General features: G+C 46.3%; 14 protein-coding genes. 4 read left to right on the plus strand and 10 right to left on the minus strand.

Features of this window, described 5'->3' with window-relative positions; genetic code table 11:
- Window positions 1-20: 20 nt before the first annotated feature.
- Both pflB and adhE read right to left on the minus strand, forming a co-directional pair.
- Window positions 21-2,279, minus strand: coding sequence for a formate C-acetyltransferase (gene pflB, locus NYE45_RS19510; RefSeq protein WP_340013672.1), 2,259 nt, complete (start codon window positions 2,277-2,279; stop codon window positions 21-23).
- A gap of 979 nt (window positions 2,280-3,258) precedes the next feature.
- Window positions 3,259-5,871, minus strand: coding sequence for a bifunctional acetaldehyde-CoA/alcohol dehydrogenase (gene adhE, locus NYE45_RS19515; RefSeq protein WP_169481985.1), 2,613 nt, complete (start codon window positions 5,869-5,871; stop codon window positions 3,259-3,261).
- Between the two features lie 432 nt (window positions 5,872-6,303).
- Here adhE and NYE45_RS19520 point away from each other — a divergent pair, with 432 nt between their 5' ends.
- On the plus strand, window positions 6,304-7,020 hold the full coding sequence (locus tag NYE45_RS19520) for a Crp/Fnr family transcriptional regulator (protein ID WP_145322690.1): 717 nt from the start codon (window positions 6,304-6,306) through the stop codon (window positions 7,018-7,020).
- Window positions 7,021-7,114: 94 nt separating this feature from the next.
- Here the strand turns inward: NYE45_RS19520 and NYE45_RS19525 are convergent, their stop codons facing one another.
- The 6 genes from NYE45_RS19525 to NYE45_RS19550 all read right to left on the minus strand — a co-directional run bounded on the left by NYE45_RS19525 (window position 7,115) and on the right by NYE45_RS19550 (window position 12,561).
- Entirely contained in the window at window positions 7,115-7,828 is a 714-nt protein-coding gene (locus NYE45_RS19525; protein WP_139331953.1) for a hypothetical protein, read from the minus strand.
- Window positions 7,829-8,024: 196 nt separating this feature from the next.
- Window positions 8,025-8,729 carry a hypothetical protein gene (locus NYE45_RS19530; protein WP_340013673.1) on the minus strand — a complete coding sequence of 235 codons (705 nt, stop codon included), beginning with the start codon at window positions 8,727-8,729 and terminating at the stop codon, window positions 8,025-8,027.
- Window positions 8,730-8,921: 192 nt separating this feature from the next.
- Entirely contained in the window at window positions 8,922-9,218 is a 297-nt protein-coding gene (locus NYE45_RS19535) for a helix-turn-helix domain-containing protein (RefSeq protein ID WP_076333333.1), read from the minus strand.
- A gap of 307 nt (window positions 9,219-9,525) precedes the next feature.
- Window positions 9,526-10,254 carry a ThuA domain-containing protein gene (locus tag NYE45_RS19540; protein ID WP_340013674.1) on the minus strand — a complete coding sequence of 243 codons (729 nt, stop codon included), beginning with the start codon at window positions 10,252-10,254 and terminating at the stop codon, window positions 9,526-9,528.
- A gap of 24 nt (window positions 10,255-10,278) precedes the next feature.
- Entirely contained in the window at window positions 10,279-11,247 is a 969-nt protein-coding gene (locus NYE45_RS19545; protein WP_062835305.1) for a sugar phosphate isomerase/epimerase, read from the minus strand.
- Between the two features lie 201 nt (window positions 11,248-11,448).
- A complete protein-coding gene (locus NYE45_RS19550; RefSeq protein WP_340013676.1) occupies window positions 11,449-12,561 on the minus strand; it encodes a Gfo/Idh/MocA family oxidoreductase in 1,113 nt (370 codons plus the stop codon).
- A 190-nt stretch (window positions 12,562-12,751) separates the two neighbouring features.
- Here NYE45_RS19550 and NYE45_RS19555 point away from each other — a divergent pair, with 190 nt between their 5' ends.
- Window positions 12,752-13,570: an AraC family transcriptional regulator gene (locus NYE45_RS19555; protein WP_062835307.1), complete on the plus strand. Its 819-nt coding sequence runs from the start codon at window positions 12,752-12,754 to the stop codon at window positions 13,568-13,570.
- 25 nt (window positions 13,571-13,595) lie between these two features.
- On the opposite strand, the gene NYE45_RS19560 is transcribed toward NYE45_RS19555, so the two are convergent.
- Together NYE45_RS19560 and NYE45_RS19565 are read right to left on the minus strand one after the other, a co-directional pair.
- Window positions 13,596-13,910, minus strand: a complete 315-nt coding sequence (locus NYE45_RS19560; protein WP_340013677.1) for a hypothetical protein — start codon at window positions 13,908-13,910, stop codon at window positions 13,596-13,598.
- A gap of 32 nt (window positions 13,911-13,942) precedes the next feature.
- Window positions 13,943-14,881, minus strand: coding sequence for a Gfo/Idh/MocA family oxidoreductase (locus NYE45_RS19565; protein WP_340013678.1), 939 nt, complete (start codon window positions 14,879-14,881; stop codon window positions 13,943-13,945).
- A 200-nt stretch (window positions 14,882-15,081) separates the two neighbouring features.
- Between NYE45_RS19565 and NYE45_RS19570 the strand changes: the two genes are divergently transcribed.
- Window positions 15,082-15,693, plus strand: a complete 612-nt coding sequence (locus NYE45_RS19570; protein WP_340013679.1) for a VTT domain-containing protein — start codon at window positions 15,082-15,084, stop codon at window positions 15,691-15,693.
- A gap of 181 nt (window positions 15,694-15,874) precedes the next feature.
- Complete coding sequence (gene msrA, locus NYE45_RS19575; RefSeq protein ID WP_062835311.1) at window positions 15,875-16,837, plus strand: peptide-methionine (S)-S-oxide reductase MsrA; 963 nt, start codon at window positions 15,875-15,877, stop codon at window positions 16,835-16,837.
- The last annotated feature ends 58 nt before the right edge of the window (window positions 16,838-16,895 follow it).

The raw sequence follows: 16,895 nt of genomic DNA on the forward strand, positions 1-16,895 counted from the left end.
GTCTTCTACTTGCAAATTACTTACATCGAGCCATGGAACGTACGGTTGATTACATCCAACTGTTGTTCACGAGTCAATTTAATAAAGTTAACAGCGTAGCCGGATACCCGTACAGTCAGTTGCGGATAATTTTCCGGGTGATCCATCGCATCAATCAATTGCTGACGATCAAATACGTTAACGTTCAGGTGATGAGCATTTTGACCGAAGTAACCATCCATCATCGCAGTCAGATTGGATTTACGTGTTGTCTCCTCTTTACCCAATGCTTTTGGCACGATGGAGAAGGTATTGGAAATACCGTCAAGACTGTGTTCATACGGCAGTTTGGCTACAGATCCAAGGGATGCCAGTGCACCTTTTTTGTCACGACCATGCATTGGGTTCGCACCTGGAGCAAATGGTTCACCTGCTTTACGACCATCCGGTGTAGTCCCTGTTTTCTTACCATATACCACGTTGGAAGTGATCGTCAGAACAGATTGCGTTGGCACTGCGTTACGGTAAGCTTTGTGCTTGCGAATCATGCCCATGAAGTTCTCGACCAGTTCAACAGCAATGCTGTCTACACTGTCTTCATTGTTACCGTAACAAGGGAAGTCTCCTTCGATTTCAAAATCAACTGCGATGCCTTGTTCGTTACGGATTGGTTTTACTTTGGCATATTTGATCGCACTCAGTGAATCTGCTGTAACGGACAGACCAGCGATTCCGCACGCCATCGTACGTACAATGTCACGGTCATGCAATGCCATCTCGATACGCTCATAGCTGTATTTATCGTGCATGTAGTGAATGACGTTCAGGGTGTTCATATACAGCTTCGCCAACCACTCCATCATTGGTTTGAAGCGTTTCATAACCTCATTGTAATCCAGCACGTCACTTGTAATGGCAGGATACTCAGGTCCGACTTGTGCTCCGGATTTCTCGTCACGACCACCGTTGATCGCATACAAGAGAGCTTTCGCCAGGTTGGCACGAGCGCCGAAGAATTGCATTTGTTTCCCGATCTTCATCGCCGATACACAGCAAGCAATACCGTAATCGTCACCATAGATCGGACGCATCAGATCATCATTCTCATATTGGATTGAGCTGGTTTCAATGGATACTTTGCTGCAATAATCTTTGAAAGCTTCTGGAAGTTTCGTGGACCAGAGTACAGTCAGGTTCGGCTCTGGTGCAGGACCCAGGTTGTGCAACGTATGCAGGAAACGGAAGCTGTTTTTGGTTACGCGTGTTTCACCATTTACGGACATACCACCGATGGACTCTGTTACCCATGTTGGATCTCCACTGAACAGTTCGTTGTAATCTGGTGTACGCAGGAATTTGACGATCCGCAGTTTCATTACGAAATGATCAACCAATTCCTGAGCCTGTTCTTCAGACAGGATGCCTTCTTGCAGGTCACGTTCAATGTAGATATCCAGGAAAGAAGATACCCGTCCCAGGGACATCGCAGCACCGTTCTGTTCTTTGATGGCAGCGAGATAACCGAAGTACAACCATTGGAACGCTTCTTTCGCTGTAGTCGCTGGCAAGGAAATATCGAACCCGTGCATCTCACCCAATTGCTTCAATTCTTGCAATGCACGAATCTGCTCAGACAATTCTTCCCGCAGACGAATGACATCTTCATCAATGACATCAACTTCGAGTGCATTCAATTCACCTTTTTTGTTACGAATCAGGAAGTCTACCCCGTACAAAGCTACACGACGATAGTCACCGATGATCCGACCACGGCCGTAAGCATCTGGCAGACCTGTAATAATTCCTGCTTTACGTGCTGCACGCATGTCGGAAGTATAAGCATCGAATACACCCTGGTTATGTGTTTTGCGAATGTTCGTAAATATATCAATGACGCCTTGAGGCAATTCGAAGCCATATGCTTCACATGCATCAATCATCATCCGGATTCCGCCTGTTGGTTGAATGGAACGTTTGAATGGAGCATCGGTCTGAACGCCGACAATCTGCTCTTTGGACTGATCTAGATAACCGGGTTGGTGAGAAACAATAGTCGCTGGTGTGTTCACATCAACGTCAAGGACACCGCCGTTATCCCGTTCTTTTTTGGTCAGATCAGATACAATCTCCCACAATTCTTTGGTATTCTGAGTTGCACCTGCGAGGAACGCTTCATCGCCGTAATACGGAGACAAGTTGTGTGCCAGAAAATCATTCACATCTACGGATTTGGTCCATGTTCCTTTGGTAAAGTTTCTCCAGCCTGTTTGTTGTTTGACATCTTTTTCAATCACCGACATCGTAATCCCTCCACTAATTTGGATTTCTGGACACATAACATCTTGCTTCATTCGTATCATTGTGTGCCCAGAGCCGCGATTAATGTGAATTGTTTCACATAAAACCGGAACATGTTCTCTCTACTTGGGAACCGGAACCGCGGGATGAATGTTTTTCTTACATTTTCAGTATACGACTTGGCACTTTCATCATCTGTGATTTTTATCACAAAGTCAGCGAACTAACTCACTCCACCTGCGCTTTGTCCCATTGAACCTATATAGTTTCACACTTAGCCACTGCGCGGGCAGAACAACCTTCCAATCGCTGCTCACTATTTAAATTTACTGAAAAAGCGAATGAACATTAGGTGATGTACACTGGCCACTGCAAGTAGAGAATAACCTTCCGATCGCTGTTATCCCCGGATTTTTTGATTCACTTTTTCAAAGGTGAAAATCCAGTGATAAAGGCGAGCGCTTCGCTTCTTCAGGTTTTTTCTCTCCTTTCCGTTATCGTGTACATTAGGTAGTTCTACTAATAAAACAATAAAATTCAATATTTATTTCGAAGACGCAAGCTTCGCTTTTCAGGTTATTTCTGCCCTCTCCGTTATTGTGTGAACATCTGGCTCAAACGGCCACATCACGGATTTCGTGCCACCTCTTTAAGAACCTTTTGCTCCTCTATACTCGGAGCAAAACAAATCTTAAAATAAATCCTGAAAAACAGATGCTCGCTCTTCTGTTTTTCTGCCCTCTTCTTTATTGTCGAACATCTGGTTCAAACGGCCACATCACGGATTCCGTGCCACCTCTTTAGAACCTTTTGCTCCTCTATGCTCGGAGTAATTCAAATCTTAGAATAAATCCTGAAAAATAGGTGCTTCGCTCTTCTGTTTTTCTGCCCTCTTCTTTATTGTGTAAAAGACGGCAATCGGGGCTCCCCTCTCGGGGAACCCTGATCTTCTTGCCGTAAGGCACGCTTCGTTCTGATTCGTTATTCAAACTTTCCGTAGAAAGCGTTGCGGTATACATCAGCCAGTTCAGTTACCAACGGCAACTTCGGATTGGCGGTTGTACATTGGTCTTCGAAGGCACGGTCTGCCAGATAATCGACATGTGCTTCAAAGTCTTTTGCATCAAATCCGATTTCCTGGAACGATTCTTCAATACCCAATGTTTTGTTCAGGTTACGGATGGCATTGATAAGACTGGTTACGCCTTCTTCTGTCGTGCGAGCAGGCAATCCCAAGATACGGGCGATTTCGGCATACCGCTCATCCGCTACAAAGTGCGAATATTTCGGGAACGATGCAAATTTGGTCGGTTTTTTCGCGTTGTATCGAATGACGTGTGGCATCAGGATTGCATTGGTGCGTCCGTGTGCGGTGTGGTACTGACCGCCCCATTTGTGCGCCAAGCTGTGGTTAATGCCTAGGAATGCGTTGGCAAACGCCATACCGGCAATCGTGGAAGCATTATGCATTTTCTCACGTGCCAGTTTGTCGCCTTGCAGTGCCGATTGCTCCAGGTATTGGAACACCAGTTGAATGGCTTTGATCGCAAGTCCATCTGTGTAGTCATTTGCCATAACAGACACATAAGCTTCAATCGCATGCGTCAGTACGTCCATACCTGTATCCGCAACCGCCGTTTTAGGCAGGGAGTATACGAATTCCGGATCGACAATCGCTACGTCTGGTGTCAGCTCATAGTCGGCCAATGGATATTTGGTGTTACCTTGATTTTTATCTGTAATAACCGCGAACGATGTCACTTCAGAACCTGTACCGGATGTTGTTGGAATCGCTACAAATTTCGCTTTTACACCGAGACGTGGATATTTGTAGATCCGTTTGCGGATATCCATGAATTTCTGTTTCAGGTCATTGAAGTCCGTGTCCGGATATTCATAGAACAACCACATGGCTTTGGCAGCATCCATCGGTGATCCACCGCCAAGTGCGATAATGCAGTCCGGTTGGAAGCGACGCATCATTTCCGTTCCGCGATCTACCGTCGTTGTGGACGGATCGGGCTCTACATCGGAGAATACTTCGATCGCTACCGGCATTTGGCGTTGACGCAGATAGTGTTCTACCTTTTCCACATATCCAAGCTTCACCATCATCGCATCCGTAATAATCGCAACACGTGTGATGTCAGGCATTTTGGCAAGATACTGCGTTGCCCCTTTTTCGAAGTAGACTTTGTTCGGTACTTTGAACCATTGCATATTCACGGTACGGCGAGCCACCCTTTTCACATTGATTAAGTTCACAGCGGTTACGTTGGAAGAAGTCGAGTTACGTCCGTATGATCCGCATCCCAGTGTCAATGATGGCATATTCGTGTTGTAGATATCCCCGATGGCACCGTGTGTGGATGGTGAGTTCACAATAATCCGTCCAGTTTGCAGACGATCTGCGAATTTGCCGATCACTTCTTCATTCGTTGAGTGGATAACCGAGGAGTGACCCATACCGCCAAAAGCAACCACTTCTGCTGCACGCTCAATGCCTTCTGCTGCCGTTTTGACTTTGTAACAAGCCAGTACCGGGCTTAATTTCTCAGCCGACAATGGGAATTTCGTACCTACCCCTTCAATCTCGGCCACGAGAATTTTGGTGCCTGCCGGAACTTCAATACCGCACAACTTCGCAATGCTCACCGCTGATTGACCCACAATCGCCGGGTTCACCGCACATTTCTCGGCATTGATCGCACCTGCTGTCAATTTTACTGCTTCATCTTTGTTAACAAAGTAACAGCCGTTGGCAATCATTTTTTTCTTCACTTGATCAAAGATCGGTTCTTCAATGATTACTGCTTGCTCAGAAGCACAGATCATACCGTTATCGAAGGATTTCGACAGGATCAAATCCGTAACTGCCTGATTGATATCCGCGCTTTTCTCAATAAAACAAGGTACGTTACCCGGTCCTACGCCCAGCGCAGGTTTACCACAGCTGTACGCTGCACGTACCATGCCTGATCCGCCTGTTGCCAGAATAAGAGCCACATCATTGTGATTCATCAGTTCGTTCGTACGATCCATGGAAGGATCATCAATCCACTGAATACAATCTGCTGGTGCACCATGTTTCACAGCCGCTTCCAGCAGGATTTTAGCAGCTTCCCGGCTACAATTCTGTGCAGATGGGTGGAAACCAAAGATGATTGGGTTACGCGTCTTGATGGAGATCAGTGCTTTAAACATCGTCGTTGATGTTGGATTGGTAACGGGTGTAATCCCCATAATAATACCGACCGGCTCCGCAATTTTCTGAAAGCTCTCATATTCGTTATCTTCAATCACACCTACGGTTTTGTCATACTTGATGCTGTGGTACACATATTCTGTTGCAAATATATTTTTGGTGATTTTATCCTCATACACTCCGCGGCCTGTTTCTTCTACGGCCATTTTGGCGAGCATCATGTGTTTATCCAGACCCGCAAGCGCCATGGCTTGCACAATCCGGTCAATCTGCTTCTGGTCCATCTTCATGAATGCGGCGTGTGCTTTATTCGCTTTGTCGATTAACGTTTGAATATACTGACCTGCTGTCGGTTCTTTTGCTGGGGCGACTTCGTTCTTTACAGCCATCTCCCTCATCCTCCTAAAGGTTCGTATTAGTTTGTCTCTCTCGTTTACATTCACATCGTACCATAGCCAAAAACGTAATCATGTGATTTTTTTCACAAAGTATAACAAATTTAAATTTAGTTTTGTAATGTCCGCTAACAAGTTGATTTCCACTTCCTATAATAAATGTGGTGCTATCGAACACATCCTTCCCTACTAAAAGTGAATTTAATCACAATGTTTGAAATTTCGCCATTTTTGATGCCTTCCCATGCCCCCCAAAAGGTAAGTTTAGGTATATACTGAACTTAAAAATTGAACCACCGCAATTTGTACCGTCCTTCCTCCCGGCCGAGATGACCCTGATCAGGACGGCAACGGTTTGCGGCGAACCTCGGAGGCTACTGCAAGCTACAGAAGGTCGTCCGATGGACATAAAGGGGAGATAGACTTATGAGAGAACTAACGACTGTACTGGAAAAACGCGGCAATACCAACTGTTTCTCTGAAGCGAATTTCAACCATCTGCTGGTTACAATGAAAGATAGAACCTATCCTGAAGGTACCCATCTGTACTGGGAAGGAGACGTCTCTGACAAACTTTATTATATGAAACGGGGGCGTGCCCAGATCACCAAATCAACGGATGAAGGCAAAGAACTGATCATGTACATGTATCAGTCCGGTGATATGATTGGTCAAGCTGATCCCTTCTTCGGCTCCAAACACAGCTTCTCGGCGGAAGTGCTGGAGGACAGTGAAATTGGTGTATTGGAACACAAAGACCTGGAAATGCTGATATGCCAGCATTGTGACTTTGCGATCGACTTTATGAAATGGATGGGCATCCATCACCGGCTGACACAGACCAAGTTCCGGGACCTCATGTTATATGGCAAACCGGGTGCGCTCTGTTCTACCCTCATTCGGTTGTCGAATTCGTATGGTGAGCCTCATGGAGAGCATGTCATTATTCACAAAAAAATTACCCACACGGATCTGTCCAATATGATTGGAGCCACCCGTGAAAGTGTAAACCGCATGTTAAGCGATCTTCGTAAGAAAGATGCGATTGAATATGACAATGGCATGATCGTCATCAAAGATCTGAAGATGCTGCAAGGCATCTGTCACTGTGAACTTTGTCCGAATGAGATCTGTCGTATTTGAAGTACAATTGTGCCAATAAGGTGTTGCTTGCAAAACAATTTCATCAATGAAAAAAGCCCAGTTCTCTAAATAGAGATTGGGCTTCTTTGTATGCTTAGGATGCATTGGTCAATTCAAGCTTTACCGCATCACGTGGATTCAATTTCATATCCAAACCGTTTTCCATCAATTCCTTGTCATTCACCATAATGACCCACCGCTGATTCATGCGAGGCGTGACATTCTCGACCGAAACGACGAATTTGTTGTTCTCCGACATTCTCACAATCCCGCTGGATTTCAAAACATCGCGAACTGTACATTCCTGAACATAGACGCCAGCATATTGACGATTAAGAGTTGGCATAATGTTTCCACCGCTCACCTTGAGTAACGTTGTCTGATATGCAACGCCATCCCCCCCACTGTCAGCGGCTTTCACGTAAATGATCACTTCATCTTTGGCATGAAGCTCCATGTCCCAATCTTCCTGTTCAATATCCTTGCCATTCAACTTCACAGCCCAACTCAGCGAAGAATCAAGAGAAACTTCACCCACGGATTGAATCCGTTTGCCATCCGCCGTAAAATCAACGAGTCCGCTATTAAGTAATGCTTTTTTGAGTGTCAAACCCTCACTAAAATCTCGCTTAATGGACTTCGTTGCATCTGGCAAAAACGTACTGCCATCTACAGCCACTGTAATCGTATTAGCTGTTTCCGTCTCTTTGACAATTGGCTGCTCTGAAGGCTGCGTCTCACTACATCCAGCCAAGATCGCCAGAATGAGCAAACATACACCTATGTAACCGGGGATTTTCTTCTTCATGTAGGTAACACCACCCTGCGTAAAATCATTCACCCTGTTGTCCATAACCTCTATTATGGCACAACACTCAACAAAAAAAAGTGTCAAACCCGTTACTTTTATCGCGCATGCCCTCCAGAGAGGACTTGTACAACAAAGAGAGCCTGCACACAGGCTCTCCAATCTGAATCCGTTTTCTGTTCTATTGGTTGCTTTGTTATTGGACACAAGCCTGCATGTATGTCCGTCCTCCATCTCCATCTTTCAGATATGGATTGAGTCCGAAGAACTGTTCCTCCGATACATATACACCTGTCAGCAATCGGCCTTCAAGCAGTCCACCGTCCACCTGTACGCAGCATGAAGGTGCGTCTACATACTCCTGGTATAACGGAATCTGGCCATATTGTTGATGTACCTTGAATACCTTCCCTTGCTCATGCAAGGGGCGTTCCGAGAAATAGGTAGGCACAATATAACGGGCAATGACATCCAGTTCCTGCACGCTATAGAAGGGTTCATCGCCAAGCCATGGTGCAAACATCCGAATCTTCTCATATTGAGACCAGACAACCGCCTGAATCAGCATTTCTGCCTGAACCAACCGCTTTCCATGGATGGTTTCATCCATGTGAGACATCGCCGAATCAGGTTGTCTCAATTCACATCCGATACACTTCCAGCCTCTGGACGTTTGAATCCATTTTTGCAGCACCGCCGGAGCTAATCTCAGACCATCGCTGTTCACAGAATGCGTATTCACTTCGGTAAAATCATCTTTAACCGAACGCGAATATGCTGTGCGCTTAAACAACTCCGCAGCTTTTTTGTAGATTAGATGTACCTGAATGGATGCGCTCTCAAGTTCTGCAATATCTTTCTTGCCGTAGCGTACTTCACGGGATAAGCTTTCTTCTCTCATGACAAGTGGGCCTCCTTCGCTCCGGCCGTCTGCGGCCATTTTCTATAGATTATACTACAACTCATGACAACATGTGCACAGCCCCAGAGAAAAACGCCGATCACGTTATACTTAAGACAAAAACCCCTGATTTCTACAGAAATCAGGAGTCTATGTCATTCATGCAACCAAGTGGGTGCTGGTGCTTATACGCTAGTCAACCCACTTCTCAGCCCAGTCCTGAATTTGATTCATAACAGGCTGGAGCGCTCTACCTTTGTCCGTCAGTTCATATTCAATACGAACCGGCGTCTCGGGATAGACGTGACGAACCAGAATACCTTCACTCTCCAGATCCTTCATCCGTTCGGACAACATCTTGTCACTCATGGACGGAATCAGATTGGAGATATCCTTGAATCGCTTCGAACCACTCATCAACGTTTGAATAATTAAACCATTCCAGCGCTTGCCCAAAAAAGAAAACGCCGTCTCAAAACGCGGACACATCCGCAAGTCTTGACCTTCCACATTAATCACCTCTTTAGAGATCACTCAACTTACATTTTGTTAGTATATTTCATAATAACATATTTAAGCTTCAAAGAAAACGTCTGCAACTAAAAAGTTTAAATTTTAGAAGCATAACATGCAAAATGGATCATACATCCCAGTATACATTACATGGTGCGTCGTAACCATGGGAAATATCGTATAACTTCCCCATAGTACTATCTTACCCAAAAAGAACCCAACTGCCACAGTCATCATTGACTTGGAGAAGGGTTCTTTTTGATTTCACGATTGAGTTAGTGAATTAAACCAACACGCCACCAAATGGTCTTACAGGTTCGCTCTTGCCGAATTCCGGCTTAAAGTTGCGGGCAGGATATGCCCATTTCACAGCGTTGCTGATCACTCTTAATATTTCCGGCTTGTAATAGGTCGGATACGTCTCATGACCTGGTCGGAAATAGAAGATTTTACCTTCACCACGCCGGAACGTGCATCCGCTCCGGAATACTTCCCCACCCTGGAAGTTGCTTACAAACACCAGTTCATCCGGTACTGGAATATCGAAGAACTCCCCGTACATCTCTTCTTTTTCCAATACAATCTTGCCTTCGATGCCATCTGCAATTGGATGGGATGGATTCACACACCACACAATCTCCTGCTCGTCAGCTACACGCCACTTCAGATCGCAGCTTGTTCCCATTAGTGCTTTGAATGGTTTGGAGAAATGACCTGAATGGAGCACAATCATTCCCATCCCGTTCAGCACTCGCTGCGCGACCTTCTGTGAGATCTCATCGCTTACGCGATCATGTGCCATATGTCCCCACCATATGAGCACATCCGTGGAATTCAGCACTTCATCACTTAATCCGTGTTCAGGCTGATCCAGTGTAGCCGTCCGAATAGCAAAGCCTTCGCCGCCAAGTCCGTCAGCCAGCGCTCGATGCAGACCATCCGGGTAGACTTCCCTTACTTCATCGTGAATTTTCTCATGGACAAATTCATTCCAAATGGTGACGTTGATCATATTCAATTTCCCCCTAATGTAGCTCTAAACCCACCACATATCGCCCAGCGGTTCTTCGATCAATACTTGCTGGAGATTTTGCACGGCTTTAGAGAATCCTTCTTCAACCGACATCAGACCGTCTTCGTGCTCAATACTTACTACATAATCATATCCGACCAGACGCAAGGCACTCATAATATCTGCCCAAGTCTTGTTATCATGTCCATAACCAACCGAGCGGAACTGCCAAGCCCGATCCAGCATATTGGTATAATCCTGCATATCCGTTACACCGTGTTTATTCACGTTGATTGGATCAATCGTTGTATCTTTTGCATGGAAGTGATGGATTGCTCCTTCACGTCCCAAGATGTGAATCGCCTGCACTGGATCAATGCCTTGCCACCACATGTGACTTGGGTCCAGATTGGCTCCGATCACTTCACCTGCTGCTTCACGCAGTCTCAGCAAGGTTGCTGGTGTATGAACTGAGAATCCACCGTGCAGCTCCAGTCCAACTTTTACGTTACGATCTGCTGCAAATTTACCCCACTCTGTCCAGTAAGGGATAACTTTGTTCTCCCACTGCCACTTCAGGATCTCCTGGAAGTCATTCGGCCATGGTGCAACAGGCCAGTTTGGATATTTAGCATCCTCATGGTCTCCCGGACAACCGGAGAATGTATTCACTACAGGTACTTCCAGCTTCTCAGCCAGTTCTACCGTTTTAACAAAATCATCGTGGAATCCTTTGGCAATATCCTTTTGTGGATGCAACGGGTTACCGTGACAGCTAAGTGCGCTGATCGTCAAACCGCGTGATTCCACTGCATTTTTGAAGTTTTTCAGTGCTGTAGGATTGCTTAACAATTCATCCGGCTTACAGTGTGCATTGCCTGGATGTCCGCCTGTTCCGATCTCTACTGCTTTTAATCCTTTGGATGCTACATAATCAAGAGCATCCTCCAATTTACGTCCTCCGAATAGTACCAAAAATACGCCGAGTTTCAAGTGCGATTCCTCCCTGGATTAGATATCGTATGATTGCTGAATTCATGAATATTGAACTGTAGACAATTACCGTTCAGATCACGTGCCTGTTTGATTAGTGTGGAAAATCGAGAGTGTTTCTATCCTGAAATTGAACGTAAGAATACTGGTTATTCTCCATCACTCGTAAGAGCATCAAGCTTCGAACACTTTTTACTCAGACTAGTGGGATTCCACGGTTTCAATCTCAGTTTGAACTGTGCGAGTTACTGCAAATGAATCATAGCTGCTCTCCAGATGTATATGCTTGCCTTCAAGTGAAGAACGCTGGAATGAATGCATGGCTTCCAGTACGTGATAAGCAAGCTTGCCACTGGCTTTGTGTTCCCTTCCGGCACGAATGGATTCAACCATTTCCGTTACGCCGATGCCTCGTTCGTTTTGTCCACTTTCGAAGACTGGTTTGACCGTCTCCCAAGTGTCTTGACCGTATCTGCGAACCTTCACTTCCCCGTTGAAATAATTGGGATCCGGTACACTAAGCGTACCTTCAGTACCATAAATTTCAATACGTGGCAGATCCGAAGCTCCGCGAATATCGAAACTGGTGATCATAGTTGCAATGGCACCTTCTGCGAAATCAATGGTTCCTGCCAAGTGTGTAGGCGTCTCAACTTGCAGCGCTGTACCTTCCTTTGGTCCGGAGCCAATCTTGCGATCCGCAATCTGTATGCCTGCCGAGGCGCTGATTCTGCGTATCGGTCCAAGCAGCGTAATCAGAGCGGTCAGGTAGTAAGGTCCCATGTCAAACATCGGTCCGCCACCTGCGACATAAAAGAACTCCGGATTAGGATGCCAAGCTTCTGGTCCTCCACCCATGAAGAATGAAGTCGCTGCTACCGGCTTGCCAATCAGCCCATCCTCAATGGCTTTACGAGCTGTCTGTATGCCTGAACCAAGGAAGGTATCCGGTGCAGAACCCACATACAATCCCTTTTCCTCAGCCAACTCAACAACTTTGCGACCATCCTCAAGAGAAATTGCCAGCGGCTTCTCGGCATACACATGCTTACCTGCTTCGAGTGCAGCCAGATCGGTTATGGCATGACTTCCAGGAACCGTAAGGTTCAACACGAGTTCAATTTCGTTATTTTGCAGCAACTCATCTACATTGTAAACGTTTGCGATATTAAATTCATCTGCCCGTTCCTGAGCGCGTTCACGAATCAAATCTGCAACTGCCACGACTTCAATGACCGGGTTGTTTTTGAGATTTTCCAAGTAGATGGCACTGATGTTACCGCACCCGATGATGCCTGCTTTCATTTTCTCCACTGTGACGTTCATCTCCTTACGCATGGTGAAAATCCGCGTTTGAATGGTTGATATACATATGTTTTGTTGGATGTTTCCTGTTCCTTAAATCTAATACTATGGTATTCCGTTTCAGCTTCAATTAAAATGAATAATATGATTGAAACATGAACTATCTGGTCATAATTTTCAAATTGCAAGGAGTATGCCCATGCCGACAGATCATTCCTGCCAAGTTCTTACAGCAGGCTTTTCATTTCATCGTAAACCCTACGCTATGGTGCAGCCTGAAGGGGTGAAGAACTACCTGTTAAGACTGCAAACAGACGGACGCTGCCGTGCACGTATTGACGGGGACATGTCCCTGGTGGACGCGGGCGATCTGCTTCTTTTTGATCCTGATGAGCCTTATGAGCTGAGAATAGACAATGAAATCAATCCGATGGGAGAACGACTGGTGGAGAGTGGCGACTATCACATCTTCTTCAATGGTTCCTGGGTGGATGAGTGGTGGAAGCGTCACAAACGACCAACACGAATCAAAGTCGAGCTGACGGAAAGCCTCTTAGTCTTGTTTCGACAGCTCGTGCTGGAGCAGCGCCGTATCTCCAATCCTTATCCGGAAATTTCAAGTTATTATATGCGGATTTTATGTCTCGAAGTGGATCGTCTGCTCTCAGAGCATCCGACGATAACCAACACCAATTATGTGGCTTATGAAATTAAGAACTATATTGAAGAGAACGCTTCCTCTTTGTTCAAGCTGGATGATGTGGCAACACATATTGGTATCAGTGTCTCACGGGGTGTTCATCTCTTCAAAGAAGCGTTTGGCAAAAGCATCATGCAATATACGCTTGACGTACGGCTGAATATGGCCAGGGAACGGATTATTTTCAGTCCAATGACCCTGGAGCAAGTGTCTGAGTCTTCCGGCTTCAACAACTATACCTATTTCCATCGGGTATTCCGTTCCCGGTTCGGCATGTCCCCGAAGGAATTCCGCGTCATTCACCGGGAACAGATGTAATCATACCAGTATACGTAAGTTGAACTTATTTGCGCGCGGCTATGGCCTCGGATACAACCATCGCCAGATCTTCATTGCCAAACATGGACAACACGCCAAGTACTGTATCATCCGGGATTTCACCGGCTTCCTCCTTGGATACAATCAGCTTCTGCACCTGCTGCAAACGCTCGTTGCTTTGCTGATTGGGGTAGGCTTGCCGGTACATCTCTTCCGGGTCCAATCCATGATTGACACACCACTGGGCAAATACGAGGATCATCATCTCTTCTTCCTGTTTATAGGTTTCAATGACAGCTTCCTCAATCAGTTTATTACGTTCATTTTCATATTCATCCATAACGTCTATTCCTCCGTATGTGTATTCTGCAACTATTTGCGGATTAATTGTTCAGCCAGCTCATGGCTGTCCATGACATGACTTGCACTAATCAGGCAATCATCAGGCGAGTCCAAACAAGCCAGGAAATGATCGACGGCTCCGCTAAAACCTCTGCGTGCTAACACAGTGTCCCAGCTCCCGAACGTTTCTTTGGTTTCCAAACTCCCCTGTTCCATGTAGCTGATCGAGTCCATGTTCACGACTTCAACAGAGCGTCCACCACCATGCAATTCGACCTTCTCCAAATCTGCCCCAGCTTCACGTACCATATCGAATCGGCCATAGGCTGTTCTGCCCAGCTTGGCTGTTCCGGTCGCATGCAGCAGTCTGTCCAGATCGTTCTTCCTAATCCATTGATGAAGCAGCTCCACGTTGTGATCCGAGTACCACATCATTAAATCCAACATATGGATGAGATCATCATAGATGGTTTCTGCCGCAGGACGATCCTGAATGCCTGTACGATGTTTGGTCACTGTCAGGGACTCGAAGCCTTTTCCACCCTGCATCCATTCTTTCGCTTTTTGGTACATCGGTGCGAATCTGCGATTGAAGCCCACTGCCAGTAACAGACCTTGTGCCTCGGCAAAAGCCGTCATCTCTTCCGACTCCCGAAGCGTATAGGATAACGGCTTGTCTACGTATACGGCCAATCCCTGTTCCAAACATTGCATGACAATGTCAAAGTGCGCTTCTGTTGCTGTATGTACAAACACCGCATCCAGATCCCAGGACAACAGTTCTTTCAGATCCGTTGTTCCCCGTTCTAATCTATACGCCTCCTGAACGGCTTTGACCGGCTCCAGAGATCGGTTCATAATCCCCACAATCTCCACGTTCGGATGAGCGGTCAGCAGCGGCAAATACACTTTACGTGCAATACCCCCGAGTCCGATAATTGCAATTCGTTTACGTTTGGTTGTTTCCATTATGATCATTCCACCTTCAGTTCGGTTCTATATTTCCACGTCCTATAGTGTAACCCTTCGGACAGCAACTTGCCAGTGATTGCGGCAGACTTCGGTACGAATTGTTCAGACAATGGGCGAACGTGGTAAACTTATGAGGAACAGCAGTACAGATCGGGACACGACTAGACCTGCCTGATCTGAAAGGAGCGTTTGGGATTTTGCGAAAATGGTTATGGCTCCTCCTCTATGTTTTACTTGCAGGAGTCACGTTTATTTACAGATATGAACTGCTGGCCTGGACCGATCTCCATCAGTCCATCCCGCTTTTACTCGCCATGGCAACATTGTTTGCTCTTGTGCCTGTAATTCCTTATAAGTTTGTTATTATTGCCTTTGGCTACAGTTACGGTACCACAACGGCAGCCTGGATATGCTGGCTTGGCACAACACTTGCTGCCATGCTCGTCTATGGCGGAGCAAGAACCATCTTCAGGCATCAGGCGAGATCCTACCTCGAACGTATTCGGGGTCTGAATCGTTTTACCACATGGATGGAAGCACATCCGTTCATGGGAGTCATGTCGATGCGACTGTTGCCGGTCGTGCCTCAGATGGCCGTTAATATCTATGCAGGTATAACGTATACGCCATTCTGGGTGTTCATGGTTGCCACGGCCATTGGGAAAATGCCAGCGATTTTTGTATTTGCCTATGCAGGTGCACAAGCTGAAACCTCAATCTGGCTGAGCCTGGCCATCCTTGCCGGATATCTGGTGCTCATGGCCATTGTATTGCTCTTATTTCGCTTTCGGTCACGCAACAAAGTCTGATTTCGGAATTGGCAAACCGTGCAGATTCAGCTTGTTATCATTCCGGCTTGGTTGGCTTGCCAATTCAGGATATAATAGAAGAGCAAGCCTAATGCTTGTGTAACAAGTTTTAATAAAAAAGTAGATTGCTGGAGCTCGAACACGAGCGCTAAATCTTCATCAGAAATGGAGTGACTATAGCATGGAACAACATTCAAGTGAGTTAGCAACTTTTGCAGGCGGATGCTTTTGGTGTATGGTATCCCCCTTTGAAGAACTGCCCGGTATTCATAAAATCGTATCGGGTTATACAGGAGGACATACCGAGAATCCAACATATGAAGAGGTCTGCTCGGAGACAACAGGACATGTAGAGGCTGTACAAATCACGTTCGACCCTGCCATCTTCCCTTATAAGAAACTGGTTGAACTGTTCTGGCAGCAGATTGACCCTACGGATACAGGCGGGCAATTCCATGACCGCGGATCTTCCTACCAGACGGCCATCTTCTATCACAGTGAAGAACAGCGCGAAATTGCGGAAGCTTCCAAAGCGGAGCTGGGACAAAGCGGACGTTTTGATAAACCGATCTTCACACCGATCTTGCCAGCAAAACCGTTCTATGAAGCGGAAGAACATCACCAAAATTATCACCGGAAGAACCCTGCCCACTACAAACGCTACAGCAAAGGTTCTGGACGTGTAGATTTCATCGAACGCAACTGGTCCGGTAACGTGGATAAAGATGGGCTGAAAGAGCGCCTGACGCCGCTTCAATATGAAGTTACGCAGAACAGCGCGACCGAGCCTGCATTCCACAACGAATTCTGGGATCACCACGGTGACGGCATCTATGTGGACATCGTATCCGGTGAGCCATTGTTCAGTTCTACCGACAAATACGATTCCGGCTGCGGCTGGCCGAGCTTCACACGTCCATTGCGTGACCACAACGTGAAGGAAAAAACCGATCTCAGCCATTTCATGATTCGTACCGAAGTGAGAAGTCGTGAGGGCGATTCCCATCTGGGTCACCTGTTCAACGATGGTCCTGCCGAAGCAGGTGGAATGCGTTATTGCATCAACTCTGCGGCACTTCGTTTTGTACCCAAAGAAGACTTGCAAAAAGAAGGATACGGTGAGTACGCCGTCCTTTTTCAATAAGTTTTAATACAAATACAAAAAGAGCAGTGGGATGATCCCGCTGCTTTTTTGTCGTACA

It is taken from the genome of Paenibacillus sp. FSL K6-1318, assembly GCF_037976905.1.
Taxonomy (GTDB): domain Bacteria; phylum Bacillota; class Bacilli; order Paenibacillales; family Paenibacillaceae; genus Paenibacillus; species Paenibacillus amylolyticus_A.

Coding starts and splice junctions, on each gene's coding strand:
- adhE (WP_169481985.1), bottom strand. CDS start 5,871: ATGGCTGTAAAGAACGAAGTCGCCCCAGCAAAAGAACCGACAGCAGGT.
- NYE45_RS19540 (WP_340013674.1), bottom strand. CDS start 10,254: ATGATCAACGTCACCATTTGGAATGAATTTGTCCATGAGAAAATTCAC.
- NYE45_RS19525 (WP_139331953.1), bottom strand. CDS start 7,828: ATGAAGAAGAAAATCCCCGGTTACATAGGTGTATGTTTGCTCATTCTG.
- NYE45_RS19520 (WP_145322690.1), top strand. CDS start 6,304: ATGAGAGAACTAACGACTGTACTGGAAAAACGCGGCAATACCAACTGT.
- NYE45_RS19535 (WP_076333333.1), bottom strand. CDS start 9,218: ATGTGTCCGCGTTTTGAGACGGCGTTTTCTTTTTTGGGCAAGCGCTGG.
- msrA (WP_062835311.1), top strand. CDS start 15,875: ATGGAACAACATTCAAGTGAGTTAGCAACTTTTGCAGGCGGATGCTTT.
- NYE45_RS19560 (WP_340013677.1), bottom strand. CDS start 13,910: ATGGATGAATATGAAAATGAACGTAATAAACTGATTGAGGAAGCTGTC.
- pflB (WP_340013672.1), bottom strand. CDS start 2,279: ATGTCGGTGATTGAAAAAGATGTCAAACAACAAACAGGCTGGAGAAAC.
- NYE45_RS19565 (WP_340013678.1), bottom strand. CDS start 14,881: ATGGAAACAACCAAACGTAAACGAATTGCAATTATCGGACTCGGGGGT.
- NYE45_RS19530 (WP_340013673.1), bottom strand. CDS start 8,729: ATGAGAGAAGAAAGCTTATCCCGTGAAGTACGCTACGGCAAGAAAGAT.
- NYE45_RS19555 (WP_062835307.1), top strand. CDS start 12,752: ATGCCGACAGATCATTCCTGCCAAGTTCTTACAGCAGGCTTTTCATTT.